16 protein-coding genes are annotated in these 17,805 nt (G+C 39.5%); all 16 read right to left on the minus strand.

What is annotated here, in order from left to right; genetic code table 11:
- Positions 1-420: 420 nt before the first annotated feature.
- Complete coding sequence (gene lysS, locus ACOMCU_RS22910; protein WP_196228847.1) at positions 421-1,923, minus strand: lysine--tRNA ligase; 1,503 nt, start codon at positions 1,921-1,923, stop codon at positions 421-423.
- Positions 1,924-2,566: 643 nt separating this feature from the next.
- Positions 2,567-3,607 (minus strand): tRNA dihydrouridine synthase DusB, encoded by a 1,041-nt coding sequence (gene dusB, locus ACOMCU_RS22915; RefSeq protein ID WP_421051529.1) that lies wholly within the window; start codon positions 3,605-3,607, stop codon positions 2,567-2,569.
- Between the two features lie 173 nt (positions 3,608-3,780).
- The gene (folK, locus tag ACOMCU_RS22920) at positions 3,781-4,305 is read right to left on the minus strand and encodes a 2-amino-4-hydroxy-6-hydroxymethyldihydropteridine diphosphokinase (RefSeq protein WP_036129659.1); all 525 of its coding nucleotides are present in this window, start codon (positions 4,303-4,305) and stop codon (positions 3,781-3,783) included.
- The gene (gene folB / locus ACOMCU_RS22925) at positions 4,302-4,667 is read right to left on the minus strand and encodes a dihydroneopterin aldolase (protein WP_421051530.1); all 366 of its coding nucleotides are present in this window, start codon (positions 4,665-4,667) and stop codon (positions 4,302-4,304) included. Before folB ends, folK begins: the two co-directional genes overlap by 4 nt.
- On the minus strand, positions 4,667-5,521 hold the full coding sequence (gene folP / locus ACOMCU_RS22930) for a dihydropteroate synthase (RefSeq protein WP_010857053.1): 855 nt from the start codon (positions 5,519-5,521) through the stop codon (positions 4,667-4,669). The genes folB and folP overlap by 1 nt, the downstream gene beginning before the upstream one ends.
- Positions 5,522-5,534: 13 nt before the next feature.
- Positions 5,535-6,374: an aminodeoxychorismate lyase gene (gene pabC, locus ACOMCU_RS22935; RefSeq protein WP_421051531.1), complete on the minus strand. Its 840-nt coding sequence runs from the start codon at positions 6,372-6,374 to the stop codon at positions 5,535-5,537.
- Positions 6,375-6,956, minus strand: coding sequence for an aminodeoxychorismate/anthranilate synthase component II (gene pabA / locus ACOMCU_RS22940; RefSeq protein WP_010857051.1), 582 nt, complete (start codon positions 6,954-6,956; stop codon positions 6,375-6,377).
- A complete protein-coding gene (locus ACOMCU_RS22945; RefSeq protein WP_421051549.1) occupies positions 6,953-8,332 on the minus strand; it encodes an anthranilate synthase component I family protein in 1,380 nt (459 codons plus the stop codon). Before ACOMCU_RS22945 ends, pabA begins: the two co-directional genes overlap by 4 nt.
- Before the next feature lie 157 nt (positions 8,333-8,489).
- On the minus strand, positions 8,490-9,419 hold the full coding sequence (cysK, locus tag ACOMCU_RS22950) for a cysteine synthase A (protein ID WP_010857049.1): 930 nt from the start codon (positions 9,417-9,419) through the stop codon (positions 8,490-8,492).
- A gap of 149 nt (positions 9,420-9,568) precedes the next feature.
- The gene (locus ACOMCU_RS22955) at positions 9,569-10,534 is read right to left on the minus strand and encodes a peptidyl-prolyl cis-trans isomerase (RefSeq protein ID WP_010857048.1); all 966 of its coding nucleotides are present in this window, start codon (positions 10,532-10,534) and stop codon (positions 9,569-9,571) included.
- On the minus strand, positions 10,518-11,399 hold the full coding sequence (gene hslO, locus ACOMCU_RS22960) for an Hsp33 family molecular chaperone HslO (RefSeq protein ID WP_010857047.1): 882 nt from the start codon (positions 11,397-11,399) through the stop codon (positions 10,518-10,520). The genes ACOMCU_RS22955 and hslO overlap by 17 nt, the downstream gene beginning before the upstream one ends.
- A gap of 20 nt (positions 11,400-11,419) precedes the next feature.
- On the minus strand, positions 11,420-12,187 hold the full coding sequence (locus ACOMCU_RS22965) for a type III pantothenate kinase (protein WP_421051532.1): 768 nt from the start codon (positions 12,185-12,187) through the stop codon (positions 11,420-11,422).
- Between the two features lie 323 nt (positions 12,188-12,510).
- Positions 12,511-13,344, minus strand: a complete 834-nt coding sequence (locus ACOMCU_RS22970) for an aldo/keto reductase (RefSeq protein WP_010857045.1) — start codon at positions 13,342-13,344, stop codon at positions 12,511-12,513.
- Positions 13,345-13,468: 124 nt separating this feature from the next.
- A complete protein-coding gene (gene ftsH / locus ACOMCU_RS22975) occupies positions 13,469-15,493 on the minus strand; it encodes an ATP-dependent zinc metalloprotease FtsH (protein WP_010857044.1) in 2,025 nt (674 codons plus the stop codon).
- Positions 15,494-15,787: 294 nt separating this feature from the next.
- The gene (gene hpt, locus ACOMCU_RS22980; protein ID WP_010857043.1) at positions 15,788-16,330 is read right to left on the minus strand and encodes a hypoxanthine phosphoribosyltransferase; all 543 of its coding nucleotides are present in this window, start codon (positions 16,328-16,330) and stop codon (positions 15,788-15,790) included.
- A 68-nt stretch (positions 16,331-16,398) separates the two neighbouring features.
- The gene (gene tilS / locus ACOMCU_RS22985; RefSeq protein ID WP_421051533.1) at positions 16,399-17,805 is read right to left on the minus strand and encodes a tRNA lysidine(34) synthetase TilS; all 1,407 of its coding nucleotides are present in this window, start codon (positions 17,803-17,805) and stop codon (positions 16,399-16,401) included.

A 17,805-nucleotide genomic window follows, 5' to 3' on the forward strand; every position in this document is an offset into this window, starting at 1 on the left:
GTTGTTGCTTTTTGTTTTCAGCAACTCTTATATCATAACGTTTCTCATGTTCGTTGTCAACAACTTTTTTCAGAAGTTTTTCAACTCGTCAAAAGTGACAACTTTTATATTCTATCATTGCAAGATGTTGTTGTCAACCTCTTTTTGTGATGCAATTTTAAGTTTGTTATGTTTTTCTTGCGTCGTCTTAACGACAAGTAATAATTTATCACGAATCTACAACGAGTGCAAGTGTTTTTACTATAAAAATATTTTTTGTGATAAATTCGTCATTAGTAAGCTATTTATATACTTTTCGAGCACCAAGACTTCTTACTTTCGTGTAATCTATGACATTGTTTTTCTACTATACTCCTGTTTTTTTTAAATCTCAATAAAATAAGGAGGCCCTTTTTATTCGGGCCTCCTTTTAATAGGACATTATTTCGTGATGTGGCGCATTGTTGGAAATAATAGTACGTCACGGATTGATGGTGAGTTCGTTAATAGCATGATTAAACGGTCAATACCAATACCTAAACCACCTGTTGGCGGCATACCATACTCTAACGCTTCTACGAAATCATTATCCATTTCGTGCGCTTCATCATTTCCTGCTTCTTTTTCAGCTAATTGTGCTTCAAAGCGTTCACGCTGATCAATCGGGTCATTTAGTTCTGTGAAGGCATTTGCATGCTCACGACGAACGATAAACAATTCAAAACGATCTGTGAAGCGCTCGTCCTCTGGATTTTTCTTAGCTAGTGGAGAGATTTCGACTGGGTGACCGAATACAAATGTTGGTTGTACAAGTGTCTCTTCTACTTTTTGCTCAAAAAACTCATTAATGATATGCCCCACTTCATGTGAAGGTTTAACTTCTACTCCATGTTCCTGAGCAAGCGCTTGTGCTTGTTCTTTTGTCATAGCTTGCCAGAAATCTACACCTGTAGCCTCTTTAACGGCATCTACCATATGGACACGTTTCCAACCTGCTGCGAGCTTGATTTCATCTTCTCCATATTGAACTGTTGTCGTACCAAGAACTTCTTGCGCTACATGTGCAATTAAGTTCTCTGTTAAAGACATAATATCTTTGTAGTCTGCGTATGCTTCGTATAGCTCAATCATTGTGAATTCAGGATTATGACGTGTTGAAATTCCTTCGTTACGGAAAACACGACCAATTTCATATACTTTTTCAAGTCCACCAACGATTAAACGTTTTAAGTGCAATTCAATAGCGATACGCATATATAGTTCCATATCAAGCGCATTATGGTGTGTAATGAACGGACGAGCCGCCGCACCACCAGCAATCGTATGAAGCATTGGCGTTTCAACTTCCAAATACCCCGCATTATCTAAATAGTTTCGAATAGCGCGAATGATTTTAGAACGTGTAATAAACGTATTTTTGCTATCTTCATTTGTCATTAAGTCTAAGTAACGTTGACGGTAACGTTGCTCTACATCCTGTAAGCCGTGGAATTTCTCTGGCATTGGACGTAATGCCTTCGTAAGGAATGTAAATCCTTCCGCTTTTACTGAAAGCTCCCCTACTTGTGTGCGGAAGACGTTACCACGGATACCTACGATATCACCTAAGTCAGCTTGTTTAAATAATTCGTAAGCCTCTTCACCAACGTGATCTTGACGTACATAAATTTGAATTTGTCCGCTTAAATCTTGAATATGTGCAAAGCCAGCTTTCCCTTTACCGCGCTTTGTCATAATACGGCCTGCGATAATAACCTCTTGAAGGTTTTCTTCTAGCTGTTCTTTTGTTTGATCTGCAAATTGTTCAATTACTTCTGTTGATAAATGCGTTCGTTCATAACGGCTACCAAACGGATCTTGACCATTTTCACGTATAGTCGTCATTTTTTGGCGTCTCACCAAAAGCTGATCATTTAATTCTTCTATGTTTGACACTTGTTTCACTCCTTATTAAATTGTCCGCGTTTACGTCCATAATATTTCTATTGTACACAATTTTAATGTTGTATTCATCTGTTTCGGTTTAATTTCCACGAGAGTCTAAATGATTAATAATTCAAATAATTGAAGTTCTCAATAAAAATAGAATGTCCAGTGAGCTAAGCTCCAAAAAGTTTACACTAAATTTTTTGACATATTATCAGAAATAGTAATAGCCCCTATTAACGAGAGCAGTACTCTTCTGCCAATTTTGGACTTTGCCATGTCCAGTGAGCTATTCTTCAAATACACGTTCAATCGTTTCTTTTCGACGTTTGTAGTTTTGTTCATGTCACTTTGATGATGATGCACCCAAATAGGACGTTCAATGATTTTCAGATACCTCAATCGTTTATAGACGACCACTCGTTGATTGGAGCGCAGGCGGCGACTTCTGCAAAGAATAGCATGAGCAAAAGTCCCCGCAGGAACGTAGTGACGAGGAGACTGACGCCATGCCCGCAAAAAGCGTCCGCCGTAGCGGAAAGCAACAAGTTCATATAGAAACTTCTATTTGAAAAGAAAAAAGACTGTAAACAAACTCAATTTTTGAGTTTGTCTACAATCTGAAAGGAGACATCTCAACTAGAGATGCCTCCTTTTTCTTTTATAGAATCATTTCTTTCGCTGTTGGTATAAGAAGATTAGACTCACGTTCCTCATATTCATGCACCAGTTCATTTAATAGGGCACGAAGCTCTACAGCTGTTTCTGTTTGGTTAATAGCATTACGCGCTTTACCGTTACCACGAATACCTTTCAAGTACCATGATGCATGCTTGCGCATTTCACGTACGGCTACGCTTTCACCTTTTAATTGAACAAGACGTTCGAAGTGCAATAGACACACATCAATTTTTTCACGTACACCTGGCTCTTCTTTTAATTCTCTTGTTTCCAGATACTGCACCGTACGATAAATCATCCATGGATTTCCTAATGCAGCACGCCCAATCATCACTGCATCTACTCCAGTCGTTTCAAGCATACGCTTCGCATCTTGCGGTGTTTCCACATCGCCATTTCCGAGTACAGGAATAGATACATTTTCTTTAACTTGACGAATAATATCCCAATTGGCTTTACCTTCATACATTTGAACACGTGTACGGCCATGCACTGCTACCGCTGATGCACCAGCACGTTCTGCAGCTTGAGCATTTTCAACAGCAAATACATGTTGATCATCCCAGCCAATTCGCATTTTTACACTAACAGGTTTTTTCACCGCATCTACAACAGCTGCTACCATTTCGTATATTTTATTTGGATCTAGAAGTAAGCGAGCGCCCGCTTCACATTTAATGATTTTATTGACAGGGCATCCCATATTAATATCAATAATATCCGCTGTTGTGTTTTCGTCTACATACTTTGCGGCCTCTACTAACGTCGCCTTATCTCCACCAAAAATTTGCAAAGATAGTGGATTTTCACGTTCATCAATATATAGCATACTTAATGTTTTTTCGTTCTTATGGACAATGCCTTTATCACTAATCATTTCAGCATATACAAGCCCTGCTCCAAATTCTTTAACTGTTAGCCGGAAAGCAGAATTACAAATTCCAGCCATTGGCGCTAATACGACACGGTTGTCCATAACAATATCACCAATTCGGAACGGCTTCTCAGTTGTCTGACTCAACGTTGATTTCCTCCTTCTAATGGGTTCTCACCCTTTAATCCCTAAATATCTATTTTTAATGTCTATGCCATTATTGTAATAAATCCTCAGATGGTCCATTTATCAAATCCGGCTTTCAATGGGTAATTATTGTCATCCACATTGATAACAAGTATCTCTTTAGGTTGTATGGCTTACTTAAAGGCATATATGATATCTTGCTCTAGTGATTCTTTCCATAAAGTTACGCCTTCTTTTTCACAATTCAACTGTTTCAATGTTTCATGTGCTAGCTGTAATTGCTCACCCACTGGAGTAGGCGTAATTTCTATCAGTGGTACTAACACGAAAGCTCGTTCATACATTCTTGGATGTGGAACAATTAAGCTCTCTGTTTCAATATTTTCGTGATTATAGAGTAAAATGTCAAGGTCAATGATTCGAGGACCCCAACGAAATTCACGAATACGCCCTAGTTCGTTTTCGACCGACTGACAAATTTTCAACATTTCAGAAGAAGAATAACTCGTTTTAACATAGACCGCAATATTTAAAAAATCCGCTTGATCCGTATAGCCTACAGCTGCTGTTTCATAAATAGAAGAAATGCGGATAACCTCTATTCTTTTTTTATCCATTAAAATCTTAATAGCATGCTGAAGATTTTCATAGCGCTCTCCAATATTTGTCCCGATTGATAGAAAGACCCTATTCATCAGAATTCACCTCTTGTCATTTCAACAGACACCTCTTTGTAATAGCCATGTATCGGTGGATCTGGCTTAATGAGCTCCACACGGACACCTTTAACTTTGTCAGGATATGCCTTGAGTATGGTGTTTGCCATTTTTGATACAAGCGCTTCAATTAGCTTGAAGGGTTGACCCTCTACAATATCTCGACATATCGCATAAACCTCAGCATAATTCACAGTATATACCAAATCATCCGTTTCACCAGCTTGAGTCATATCCACCGCGAGTGAAACATTGGCACGGAAGCGTTGTCCGAGCTTTGTTTCCGCTTCTAACACACCATGATAGCCATAAAACTGCATGTCCTTTAAATGAATATAATCCATTAAGCTTCCTCCTCGTACAGTCGTTTACCCACTAACACATCCGTCATATACGTCGCACGCGCCATTTCCTTCACATCATGCACACGAATCATATGACACCCCTTTTCAATGCCATAAACAACTGTTGCACTGGTACCTTCTAAACGCTCCTCAACTGGAAGCTTCAATACATTACCAATCATTGACTTACGCGATGTTGCCAGTAGCACGGGATAACCTATAGCTACTAAATCATCTAAATGCTGCATCATTTCAATATTTTGAGCTGTCGTTTTCGCAAAGCCGATACCTGGGTCTAAAATAATATGATGATCGGGTACACCAGCCTTCTTGACAATGGTAATACTTTCTTCTAAGTCAGCCTGTGCTGTTGCCCAAAAATCAGCACCATAGTTCTGGTTTTCACGATTATGCATTAAAATGATAGGCACATTTAGTTGTGCTGCAACCTGGGCGATCGCAGGCTCTGCCTTTGCACCCCAAATATCGTTAATGATATGTGCACCTGCTTCAATCCCTGCACGTGCCACATTCGCTTTATACGTATCAACTGAAATAATAGCTGGCACTTCCGCAAGCAAGGCTTGAATAACCGGCACAATACGTCCAATCTCATCTTCATCGGAAATGCGCTCATAGCCCGGCCGTGTGGATTCACCGCCAACATCAATAATTTTAGCTCCTTCAGCTACCATCTTCTTCGCTTGTTCGACAGCTGACGCGACGTTATTGTACTTGCCTCCATCTGAAAAAGAATCAGGCGTGACATTTAAAATCCCCATGACAAACGTTTCCCTAGTATAGTCTAAAGTAATTCCGTTAATCGTTAACGGATTTTTATATTTTTCTAGCATATTGATACTCCTTTTATCCTTGTTCCATTTCCTTTACGAACGCTTCATGTAATCGCAAATAAATAGGTCCTTTATTGCCAAGTAGCTGCACGTTCTCTAATGCTCGAATTGGAACAAGCTCTTGCACAGAATTTGTAATAAAGCATTCTGAACCTTGCTCTGTCTCATTTTTAGCAAAAAGCCCTATCTGCACTTTAATGCCAAGAGACTGCGCTCGCTCAATTACCCATGCCCGTGTAATCCCAGGTAAGATGCCCGCCTCTAAGGAAGGCGTATATAGTATATCATTTTTCACCCAAAAAATATTAGATGTAACGCCTTCCGCTACATAGCCAGCACCCGTTAAAAAGAAACCTTCTTGTTCCACCAAAGACGGCAATTCAAAGCGCCCTAAAACGTTATTGCCATAATGATGTGACTTCACACGAATATCACATTCAGGAGTATTACGTCGTGTCTCTAACCATCGCGCTGTTTTTTCCTTGCCACGAGGGGTATCATGTAACTCCTTACGAAAAACGATTACATTTGGCTTCCTATACTCCATTGGCTGTAAACCAATTCCATGATCTCCAGCCGATACATTTATACGAAAATAACCATCTTGACCGCCAGCCATAATATTTAAATGGTCGATCACTGCAAGTAAATCATCCTTTGAATAGGGCATGTAAATACGGTATTGCGCAAGAGCTGCCTGTAACCTTTCTATATGAGCCGCCCAATCCAACACTTTCCCGTTGTATGTTCGAAATGTTTCAAAAAAACCAAGCCCATATAAAAAACCATGATCAAATGGGGAAATTCGTAAATCTGCTGCCGCTATATAATTTCCGTTCATCCAGCACTGCATTTATCTTGCTCCCTCTACGTACAGTTCTATAAAATGGTGCAACAGTTTTTTGCCCTGCTCTGTCATGATAGACTCGGGATGATATTGAACACCTTCAATTGGATAATCCTTATGTCGAATACCCATAATTTCACCTTCCATAGTCCATGCTGTCACTTCGAAGCATTCTGGTAATGAATCCTTCTCTACAATAAGCGAGTGATAACGAGTTGCTTGAAATGGATTTGGCATACCTGTATGTAGGCCAATCTCAGCATGCAACACTGGAGATGTCTTACCATGCATTAATCGCTCAGCACGAATAACATTGCCACCAAAAACTTGTGCAATTGCTTGATGACCGAGACAAACCCCTAAAATCGGAATATTTCCCGCGAAATACTTGATGATATTTAGGCTTTCTCCGGCTTCGTTTGGACTACATGGCCCTGGGGAAATAACAATCATATCTGGGGCAAGCTGTTCAATATCTTGCACCGTTAACACATCGTTTCGTTTCACGACCAGTTCATGCCCAAACTCTCCAAAATACTGAACAAGGTTATACGTAAAAGAATCATAGTTATCAATCATTAAAATCATTTTACTCGCTCCTCTGCCATCGCCTTTGCCTGCCACATCGCTTTCGCCTTATTTAAAGACTCTTGGTATTCCCTTGCTGGAATAGAATCAATAACTATACCTGCACCTGCTTGAATATGGGCTACGCCATCTTGGATAAATGCTGTTCGTATCACAATATTAAACTCCATATCACCCGTATAGCCTAACCAGCCGATGGACCCTGTATATAACCCTCGACGCACTGACTCTAGTTCCTCAATTATTTCCATTGTTCGTATTTTAGGTGCCCCTGTAATGGTTCCACCCGGGAACATCGCACGAACTACATCAGCATTGGTTTTGCCTTCAGCTATTTCACCCCGAACATTAGAAACAATATGCATTACATGTGAGTAGCGTTCAATAACCATGAACTCGTCTACCTCAACAGTTCCATAGGCTGATACTCTCCCTAAATCATTACGTTCTAAATCGACAAGCATCACATGCTCAGCGCGTTCCTTCTCGTTATCAATTAATTCCTGTGCTAATGCTAAGTCTTCCTCTTGTGATTTACCTCTTGGGCGCGTTCCTGCAATTGGTCGCGTTGATAAATCGTTTCCGTGGCGTTTCACTAGCAACTCTGGCGAACCAGATACAACAGCAAAATCAGGCGCTTCAATGTAAGCCATATAAGGTGAAGGATTAAATGCACGTAATGCCTCATACACATCCATAGCTGTAGCATTTAATTTTTTTGATTGACGTACAGACAAATTCACCTGAAATACATCCCCTTGCGCGATATATGTTTGGATTTTACTTACTGCCGCTTCAAAATCAGTCCCCGCCAAAGATACGAGCAATTCACTTTCATCATTTACAACCTCAACTGCACTTGCCTTTTCGAATTTGCGTGTAGCAAAGCCTTCTTGAGCTGCAGCCTGCCATGCATGTGATCGCTCCTCCAGATTCACATCACAGCCTTCTAGTTTCATAAGCGTAACGCTGTTCGTCTTTACATCATGTACGGCCCAGCAGTCAAAAATGTAAAAATAAATATCTGGCACAGCCAAATCGTCCGTCGCTAGCTCTGGCAACACTTCAATTTTGCGTGCATAATCATAAGACACAAAGCCAATCGCTCCACCCTGGAAAACAGGGAGCTCCCCATTATAAGGAATTTGATATTTTGCGACTAATTCTTCCAGTAAAGCAAGTGGTTCCCCGTATAAAATTTCGCTATTCCCATTTCTCCATCTTACATGCAAGCCATCCTCAATCGACTGTGCTGTTGCTAATGGTTGCCAAGCAGCAATGTTAAAATGTCCTCCACGTCCACTTTCTAAAAAAACATGTGCCTGTTCTTCTTCTGTTTGCCTTTTATAGCTATAAAAAAATGCGTCTGCATCCATCGTCAATGTTGTCGTATGTAATGTCCTCACGTTGCAACTCCCCTTTAAAACTTATGATGTGATTCCATCTTAACGTGAAAAATGCAGAGAGGCTAATTTTTTTTGCGAAATGAAAAACGAGACTCCAATTAATGGAGTCTCGTAACAAAAAGTAAGATTAGTCTTCAAATTGATATAAAGGAGTTGATAGGTAACGCTCACCATTTGAAGGAACAATGGCAAGAACGTTTGAACCTTTTCCTAAACGTTTAGCCGTTTCAATGGCAGCGTAGATAGCTGCACCTGAAGAAATACCACATAAGATACCTTCTTCTCGCGCAACTTTTCGAGCTACATCAAAAGCAATTTCGTTTTCTACAGGGAATACTGAAGAATAAACATCTGTATCTAAAACTTCAGGTACGAAGCCAGCACCAATACCTTGGATTTTATGTGGACCCGGTTGCCCGCCTGACAACACTGGGGAATCTTTTGGTTCAACAGCGATAATTTCGATTTCTGGGTATTTTTCTTTTAATACGCCACCAGCACCTGTGATTGTACCACCTGTACCAACACCCGCTACAAATGCATCCAATTTTAAACCTTCGAATGCTTCTACGATTTCAGGACCTGTTGTTAAACGGTGAACAACAGCATTTGCTGGGTTTGTGAATTGTTGTGGGAGGAAGTAGCCATGCTCTGCAGATAATTCTTCTGCTTTTGCAATTGCACCTTTCATACCTGCTGGCCCTGGTGTTAACACAAGGTCTGCACCATAAGCACGCAATAAATTACGACGCTCTAAACTCATCGTTTCTGGCATTACTAAAATCGATTTATAGCCTTTTGCCGCAGCAATCATAGCTAAACCAATCCCTGTATTACCCGAAGTTGGTTCAATAATTGTGCCACCAGGTTTTAAAGTACCATCTTTTTCAGCTGCTTCGATCATCGCTAATGCTAAACGGTCTTTTACTGAACTACCTGGGTTAAAATATTCTAATTTTACGTATACTGTACCTTCATTTTCATTTGTTGCATGATTTAATTTTACGATTGGCGTTTTACCAACTAATTCAGCTACTGAGTTTGCTAATTTACTCATTGATCATCCCACTCCCAATCCCTACTATTTTTATAGGTTTTACTTATTTTGTATTTTATCAAGTTTTCCATTCGATTGTCAATAAATAAAACTTATATTTTCAGAATATTTATTAGAAGCCAGAAAGTATGCAACTTTCTGGCTTCTCATCATTTCTTTTCTTCTCCGTAGTACCAAGTTGCTTTAAATTCTGACCAAAATGCTTCTGGTGTCATAGACTGTGGTAACTGTTCTAGTGCAAGCTCACGTTCAATATGTTCTTTCACATCGTCATATGTAAAGGATTGACCCTCTATTACTTCTTGCACTTGCACAATGCCATAGTGGCCATTATCTAGCTTAAATACCTTACTAACCTCTTTAGCTGATAATGCTTTAGCTGCCTTCAGTATTGCAGGCTCGATATTGTCCTGTTTGTCTGTTAAAAAGCCAATATCTCCACCTAAACTTGCGGATGCACTATCCACTGAAATTTCACGGGCTAGTACTGAAAAATCAGAACCGCTTTTCAGTTCGCTTAATGCTTCCTCAGCTTCTTTTTTGGATTCTACTTCGATAAAATCTGTACGATAGCTTGTTTCAATATTGTAAAGGGCCTTATTTTCCTCATAGTATTTTTCTATACTATCCTCTTTAATGACCACATCTTTTGTAAGTACCTTATCTAAAATAAGCTGCGAACGTATTTTTTGTCGTAGTTGTTCAGCTGAGAGGTTTTGCATTGCCGTATCGAATTTATCTTGAGCTGAGCGCATTAAAGCAAGCTCTAAATCAATTTCTTTATCCGATACTTTAATTTTAAATTTTTTTGCTGCCTTCTCCATTACGGATTCATTGACTAAATTTTGTAATGTCTCTTTGCCATAACGTTCTTCCATAGCAATCATCCACTCTTGGCGTGTTATAGCATCACCGTCAATGGTAGCAACTTGTTCGTCACTACCGATTTCCTGTGCTTTATTGGGAACCATCCAAGCTATAAACCATAAAACATTTCCTAATAACAAAATAGCGAGTACTATTAAAACCGGTTTCGTCTTTAAACGACGTTGCGATAAGTGCGTTTGGTTGGATGTGGTAGAAGCTAGAGGCCGTCGATTACGCGTTGAGCTCATCGATGAACCCTTCTAGCTCTTCTTTTGCAAAATGATATGTTTCTAAACAGAAATGACATTGCGCTTCCGCTTGGCCATCTTCTACAATCATTTCTTGTATTTCTGCTGACCCCAATCCTAAAATTGCTGCACCAAATCGCTCTTTTGAACATTGACATTTAAATTCAACCGGCATTGAATCTAAAATTCGGACATGATCTTTCCCTAAAACAGCTTCTAAAATTTGTTCTGGTGTGAAGCCTTTTTCAATCATTTTTGAAACAGGCTCTAAAGTCGCAAGATGTTGCTCGATTTCATTTATTGTTTCTTCTTCACAGCCTGGCATTAGCTGAAGAATAAAACCACCAGCTGCAAGAATCGTGTTATCCGGATTTACTAATACACCCAAACCTACAGATGATGGCACCTGCTCAGAAGTAGCAAAATAGTAAGTAAAGTCTTCTGCAATTTCCCCTGATACGATTGGCGTTTGTCCGGAGAACATATCACGTAGGCCAAGGTCTTTTACAACCGTTAATGCACCCTCTGTCCCAACACCTGCACGCACATCTAACTTACCGTACTCATTTAAATCAAAATGCACGTGTGGATTTGTCACAAAGCCACGAACTTCACCCTTGGCATTACTATCAATCACCATAGGACCGATTGGACCATCACCTTCAATTTTAACGGTAATTTTTTCTTCACCTTTCAACATAGCTCCCATCATTACACCCGCTGTCATGGAACGACCAAGTGCCGCCGACACGATCGGCCATGTATTGTGACGACGTTGGGCTTCTCCCACTGTCGCTGTTGTACAGGCTGCAAAAACACGGACCTGCCCATTAAACCCTAAACCTCTTACTAAATAATCTTTCATAGATGATAGTCCCTCATTTCTTAGTAGTTGCGTTTATATAGCTTATATAAGCCTTTTAATGTTAAAAACGGATCGACTACATCAATAGCTTGCGTCTCTCCAGCAATTAAATTTGCTAACCCACCAGTTGCAATAACAAGCGGCTCTTCCTTACTTTGTGCCTTCATGCGATTAACGATGCCCTCAACTTGCCCAACAAAGCCATAAAAAATTCCCGCCTGCATTGCAGAAACGGTTGTTTTCCCAACAATATGTGTAGGTTGCATTATTTCGATACGTGGTAATCTAGCCGCCTGCGTATACAATGCCTCTGTGGAAATGGTAATACCCGGAGCAATAGCACCACCCATATAGTCGCCCTTTTCATTCAAATAACAAAATGTTGTCGCCGTACCAAAATCAACAATAATGAGTGGTGTCTTGTATTCATCAAGCGCTGCTATAGCATTAACTATACGATCTGAGCCAACTTCTCTTGGATTTTCGTATTTAATATTTAATCCTGTTTTCACACCCGGACCCACGACAAGAGGTTTTTTTTGAAAATACTTCCGGCACATCGCTTCTAATGAAAACATTATTGGCGGTACAACCGAGGATATAATAATGCCTGTAATTTGTTCAAATGAAATGCCTGCATGATGAAAAAATGCCCGTACTTGCATCGCATACTCATCTTCCGTTTTATGAAGATCGGTCACCATTCGCCAATGGTATGCTAGTTGGTCATTAGCATCATAAACGCCTAATACTATATTTGAATTTCCTGCATCTAATACTAAAATCATGCCTGAAGCCTCCATATCCCTTGTGCCTCGACGAAAGTTTTCCTGTCCGCTTTTCAGTCTAATGAGTTTGTACTTTGTTCGCACAAAGTCAATCAACACGATTGCTATTCTGCGACATTCTTTAGAGGCTATAACTTTATTCAGTAGGCATTCTAACGTCCACTGAATTAACAACTTGTTGAACTGAGCTCAGCAAAGCTCTCTACTGATAAAAGTTAGAACACTTTAGAAAATGATACCATAATTTTAAACCAAGGAAATAGCAATCATACTCATGACAAAAGGAGCAAACCAACATGTACTGAAGGTTGCTCCTTGAAACATTATTTAAAATTAAATTTTTCAGGGTCTGGACCACAACGTAAGCCATCGTTTATTGCATCTAACTTCGCCATTTCTTCATCCGTCAGCGAAAAATTAAAGACATCTAGATTTTCTGTCATACGAGCAGGCGTCATTGTTTTTGGAATTGTTACAACACCATGCTGAACATCATAACGTAAAACAATTTGTGCTGGTGTTCTGCTATATTTTGCTGCTAACTCTTGAATCAATTCTTCCTCCAACAAGGCACCATTCATCAGTGGTGACCATGCCTCCACTTGAATAGCATGTTCCTTACAATATGCGCGCACTTCCTCTTGCGTTAAATGCGGATGGAATTCAATTTGATTGATAACTGGGATAACCGTTGTCTCTCTCAATAAATTTTCTAGATGGTGCACATGAAAGTTGCTTACACCAATTGAGCGCACACGACCATCTTGATAAATTTTTTCAAGCGCTTTATATGCTTCAATATGATTTGTATCTATACCAGGCCAATGAACCAAATATAGGTCTAAATATTCTAACCCTAATTTTTCTAGACTACGATCATAGGCTGTAAGTGTTTCTTCATAGGAAAGCCCGTCGTTCCACACCTTTGATGTCACAAATAGTTCTTCACGTGTTACTAATCCTTCAGCGATTGCTGCACGAATTCCTTGTCCAACACTTTCTTCGTTCCGATACACTTGCGCTGTATCTATACTACGATAACCTTTTGCAATGGCTGTTTTCACGGCCTCTGCCAAGTCCTCGCCTTGTGGCACACGAAAGACCCCATAGCCCACTAACGGCATTTCAAGACCATTATTCAATGTTACGTTTCCCATGTTCAACACTCCTATCCATTTATTATGCAAATGCACAATACACTAACTATATCCTAAAGCTTTATGCTAAAAAAAGGCAAAGAAAAAGACTGTTTACGAAATTCGTAAACAGTCCATTACGTAATTAATCACGTTTTTCATCGAAACCTTTTGGTGTATCTTGTCGCTCACCATCGTCTTTCGGTAAATCAGCTGTTGTTGGATTCGGTTCATCACTTAGTAGCTCTTTTTTTAGAACTGGTTGTTGACTAACCTTTTCTAACATTGGCTGCGCTTCAACTTTTGGAGCATCAAGTTGTTCAACAACCTCTGGTTCTGGTAAAACCCCGTGATCACGTAAATGCTCAATTTCTTGCGCGTTCAATGTTTCTTTTTCCATCAACGTTGTGGCAATTAAATCAAGTAAATTACGTTTTTCCGTTAAAATACGTTTCGTACGCTCATATTGCGTATCGATAATTTTTTGCATTTCTTTATCAATTTCATAGGCAACCGAATCTGAATAATTTTGATCAGAATTAAAGTCACGACCTAAGAATACATTGCCACCCTGACTTGAGCCAAATTGCATAGCGCCAAGATTCTCACTCATACCATATTCCGTAACCATTGCACGAGCTATGCTTGTTACCTTTTGGAAGTCATTATGTGCACCAGTGGATACTTCTCCCAGTACAATTTCCTCAGCTACACGACCACCAAGAAGGCCCGCTATGCGATCTAAAAGCTCTTGTTTTGTTGTGAAGAAACGTTCTTCCTTCGGTAACATAATCGCATAACCGCCCGCTTGACCACGAGGAACGATTGTTACTTTGTGTACTGTATCCGCTTCATCAAGTTCTAGACCCACAACCACATGCCCCGCCTCATGGAAGGAAACAAGTTTTTTCTCTTTGGCTGAATACACACGACTAGCTTTCGCCGGACCTGCAATCACTCGGTCAGATGCCTCATCGATATCTGCCATATTTATCGAACGTTTACTTTTACGTGCCGCTACAAGAGCTGCTTCGTTTAATAAGTTTTCTAAGTCCGCACCTGAGAAACCAGGTGTACGTTGCGCTACAGCTCCTAAATCAACTGAATCTGCTAAAGGTTTATTGCGTGCATGCACTTTTAAAATCGCTTCACGACCTTTTACATCAGGATGCCCTACTGTAATTTGACGGTCAAAACGACCAGGACGTAATAATGCTTTATCTAAAATATCTGGGCGGTTTGTTGCGGCGATGATAATAATACCTTCATTTGCTCCAAAGCCATCCATTTCAACTAACAATTGGTTCAGTGTTTGTTCACGCTCATCGTGTCCACCACCAAGACCTGCGCCACGTTGGCGACCTACAGCATCAATTTCATCGATGAAAATGATACATGGTGCATTTTTCTTCGCGTTTTCAAATAAATCACGAACACGTGATGCACCGACACCGACAAACATTTCTACGAAGTCAGAACCTGAAATTGAGAAGAACGGAACGCCAGCTTCACCCGCTACCGCACGAGCAAGTAACGTTTTACCTGTACCTGGAGGACCTACAAGTAAGATACCTTTTGGAATACGTGCACCGATTTCAGTGAATTTGCGGTGATCCTTTAAGAAGTCAACAACCTCTACAAGTTCCGCCTTCTCTTCATCTGCACCCGCTACATCTGTAAAACGAACTTTTTTCTTTTGATCATCATATAGTTTAGCTTTACTTTTACCAAAGCTCATTACTTTATTGCCGCCACCTTGAGATTGACTCATTAGGAAGAAGAATAAGAAGATGATGATGATGAATGGGATAATCCCTGTGAAAAACTGTACCCATCCGCTAGTTTCTGGTGCTTTTAAAAAATCAATATTGCTATTCTTATCCTTCGCAGCAGCATCGATTCGATCCATTAATGATTGATTGTCACGTGGTAGGTTCACTGTAAAACTTTCGCCTTTTTCATAGCCTTTCATTGAACCTTCAACGATATAAACTGATTTATCAGGTTGAATTTTTGCTTCTGTAATTTCATTCTTATCAAGAGCCTCTAAAAACTCCGGATAAGTAATTTCTTTCGTTGGCGATTTACCACCGTTGAAAGTACCAAATATACCGATAATCACTAAGAAAATCAGTAAATAAAATATGGTATATCGAAATATTCGATTCATCTCCAGCCTCCTCATTACAAACAGAAAAATTATAAGTAAAATCTTAACATATCATGATTTCATCATACAACGAAAAGCCTTACTTAAAAAAAGTTTCGTTCGATTTTTGTCAAAATCTAAACATATTTATTTGTAGCAAATTACGTTCCAGCTTAATTGTACCTAGCACCATACTTTCGTACAGTTAAACAATGTGTCAAGATTTTGAATTGTGCTAACACATGTCAAAATCTATAGCATCCGCTGGAGGCTTTAATTTTATACAGCTAGCGTATGCAGATTAACTATTTAAAATTAAAAAGAGTATACCGCTGGCTTCAAAATGCCGATATACGGTAAGTTTCGGTACTTCTCTGCATAGTCTAAACCATAACCAACAACAAATCCATCTGGTACCTTAAAACCAACATAATCTGCAGATAGGTTCACTTTACGACCTGATGGTTTGTCTAAAAGTGTTACGATTTTGATGGATTTTGCTTTACGGTATTTAAATAAATCAACCAGGTAGCTTAAAGTTAAACCACTATCGATAATATCCTCGATAATTAATACGTCACGTCCCTCAACACTTGTATTTAAGTCCTTTAAGATTTTCACTTCACCAGATGAAACCGTAGCATTTCCATAGCTAGAGACATCCATAAAATCTAGCTCGATGAAAGAATCAAAACGTTTCATCAAGTCGGTCATAAAAGGCATCGCTCCTTTAAGTACACCTACAGCTAGCGGGAATGAATCTTGGTATTCCTCTGTCAATTGAGCACCAAGCTCAGCAATTCTTTCTTGCAATTGTTCTTCCGTAATCATAATTTTTTCGATGTCATTTTGTAACATATCGATTCCTCCTCGTGTGTATCAAAAATTTTCAGCCTATATAAGGGTGAAATATTTTACAAAGACCATTAGTCTACGATGAGCACTGTATCATCGTTTGGTTGTGCGGTTGTTGAAAAGAAAACACCCATACGCACACCAATTACCGCTACGACCTCATCAGATTGAGAAATCAGTAACGGCCAGCTATTTCGCTCATTTAAAGGAATCTTTTCATCTATAAAAAGGCGAGATAAGCGTTTCGGCTGATCCATTCCTTTTAACAGCATTCGGTCTCCTTCCTTACGTGCCCTAACATAGAGCGGAAGTGTAAGTTTGCTAGCGTTAAAATAAAAAAGTTGTGCAGTATCCGACAGCAATTCAGTTGATAATTCAGGTAACTTAACTAAGCACAGTCGTACACCATTTGACAATGTTATCCAACTATTTGCAATCGAAAGTATCTGTTTTTCAACAGCAGTTTGGTCTTCGAATGATTCTTTCTGGTGAATCGTTAATTTTCCGTAACTACGAACTGCTATAAAACCTTCTGGCAAGTGAACTTCAGCAAAACCCGCCGTCGTATCACATAGCTTTGAAAGCGAAGTCATTAATGCATAACTTTGTATCGTATTTGAATCTTTGTAAAGATAGTTTAATAGTATTAAAATGAGTCTCCTTTGTAAAGCAAGTGGTACCAATTGAAATGCTTCAATTTTCATACTATACATATTTCCGTTGTTTCTGTTCACTATCTTTGAAAATACCTCATGTGCCAGTGTCATCAAGAATGCCTCATCTTCTTGCAAATGCTGTGTAAAATGACTCACCTGTTCTGCCACTCGTGGATTTTCTACTTTCAATAAAGGTACTACATGGTGTCTGAAACGATTTCGTACATAAACGTCTTTATTATTGCTAGCATCTTCTCTATAATCTAAACCTTGCTTCTGTAAATATTCCCTTATTTCGGTTTTTGTAACCGTTAAAAACGGACGAATTAATGATTTTCCTTCAAAAAAACGCTGTGGGCGAATACCTTGCATACTATTCATCGTTGCATTTTTCGTCAGGGCCATTAATACTGACTCCAGTTGGTCGTCCGCATGATGTGCAGTTACAAGCTTGGTAGCCACCGTATTTTGCATGACTTCTCCAAAATAACGATAGCGCTCTCTGCGACAAATAAGCTGTGAGTTACCATTTTCCAAAGCCATAATTTCAGGTATCGGGATAGCCGTTGCATGTAAGATAATGCCGTATTTGTTGCAATAACTTTGTACAAAAGCTCTATCCTCCGCTGATGCCTCACCTCTCAGCATATGATCGACATGCACTGCTTCTATTTTAACTCCCCATTGTTTTTTTGTTTTTACAAAATAATGGAGCAATGCCATTGAGTCTACACCGCCCGAAACGGCGACGAGAAGATGGTCGTCTTGCTGTAATAATTGCTCTTCTTCAATAAATTGTTTAACTTTTAATTCAAATGACAA

Origin of the sequence: Lysinibacillus sp. UGB7 (genome assembly GCF_049058285.1) — a bacterium.
In the GTDB taxonomy this organism is placed as follows: domain Bacteria; phylum Bacillota; class Bacilli; order Bacillales_A; family Planococcaceae; genus Lysinibacillus; species Lysinibacillus sphaericus_B.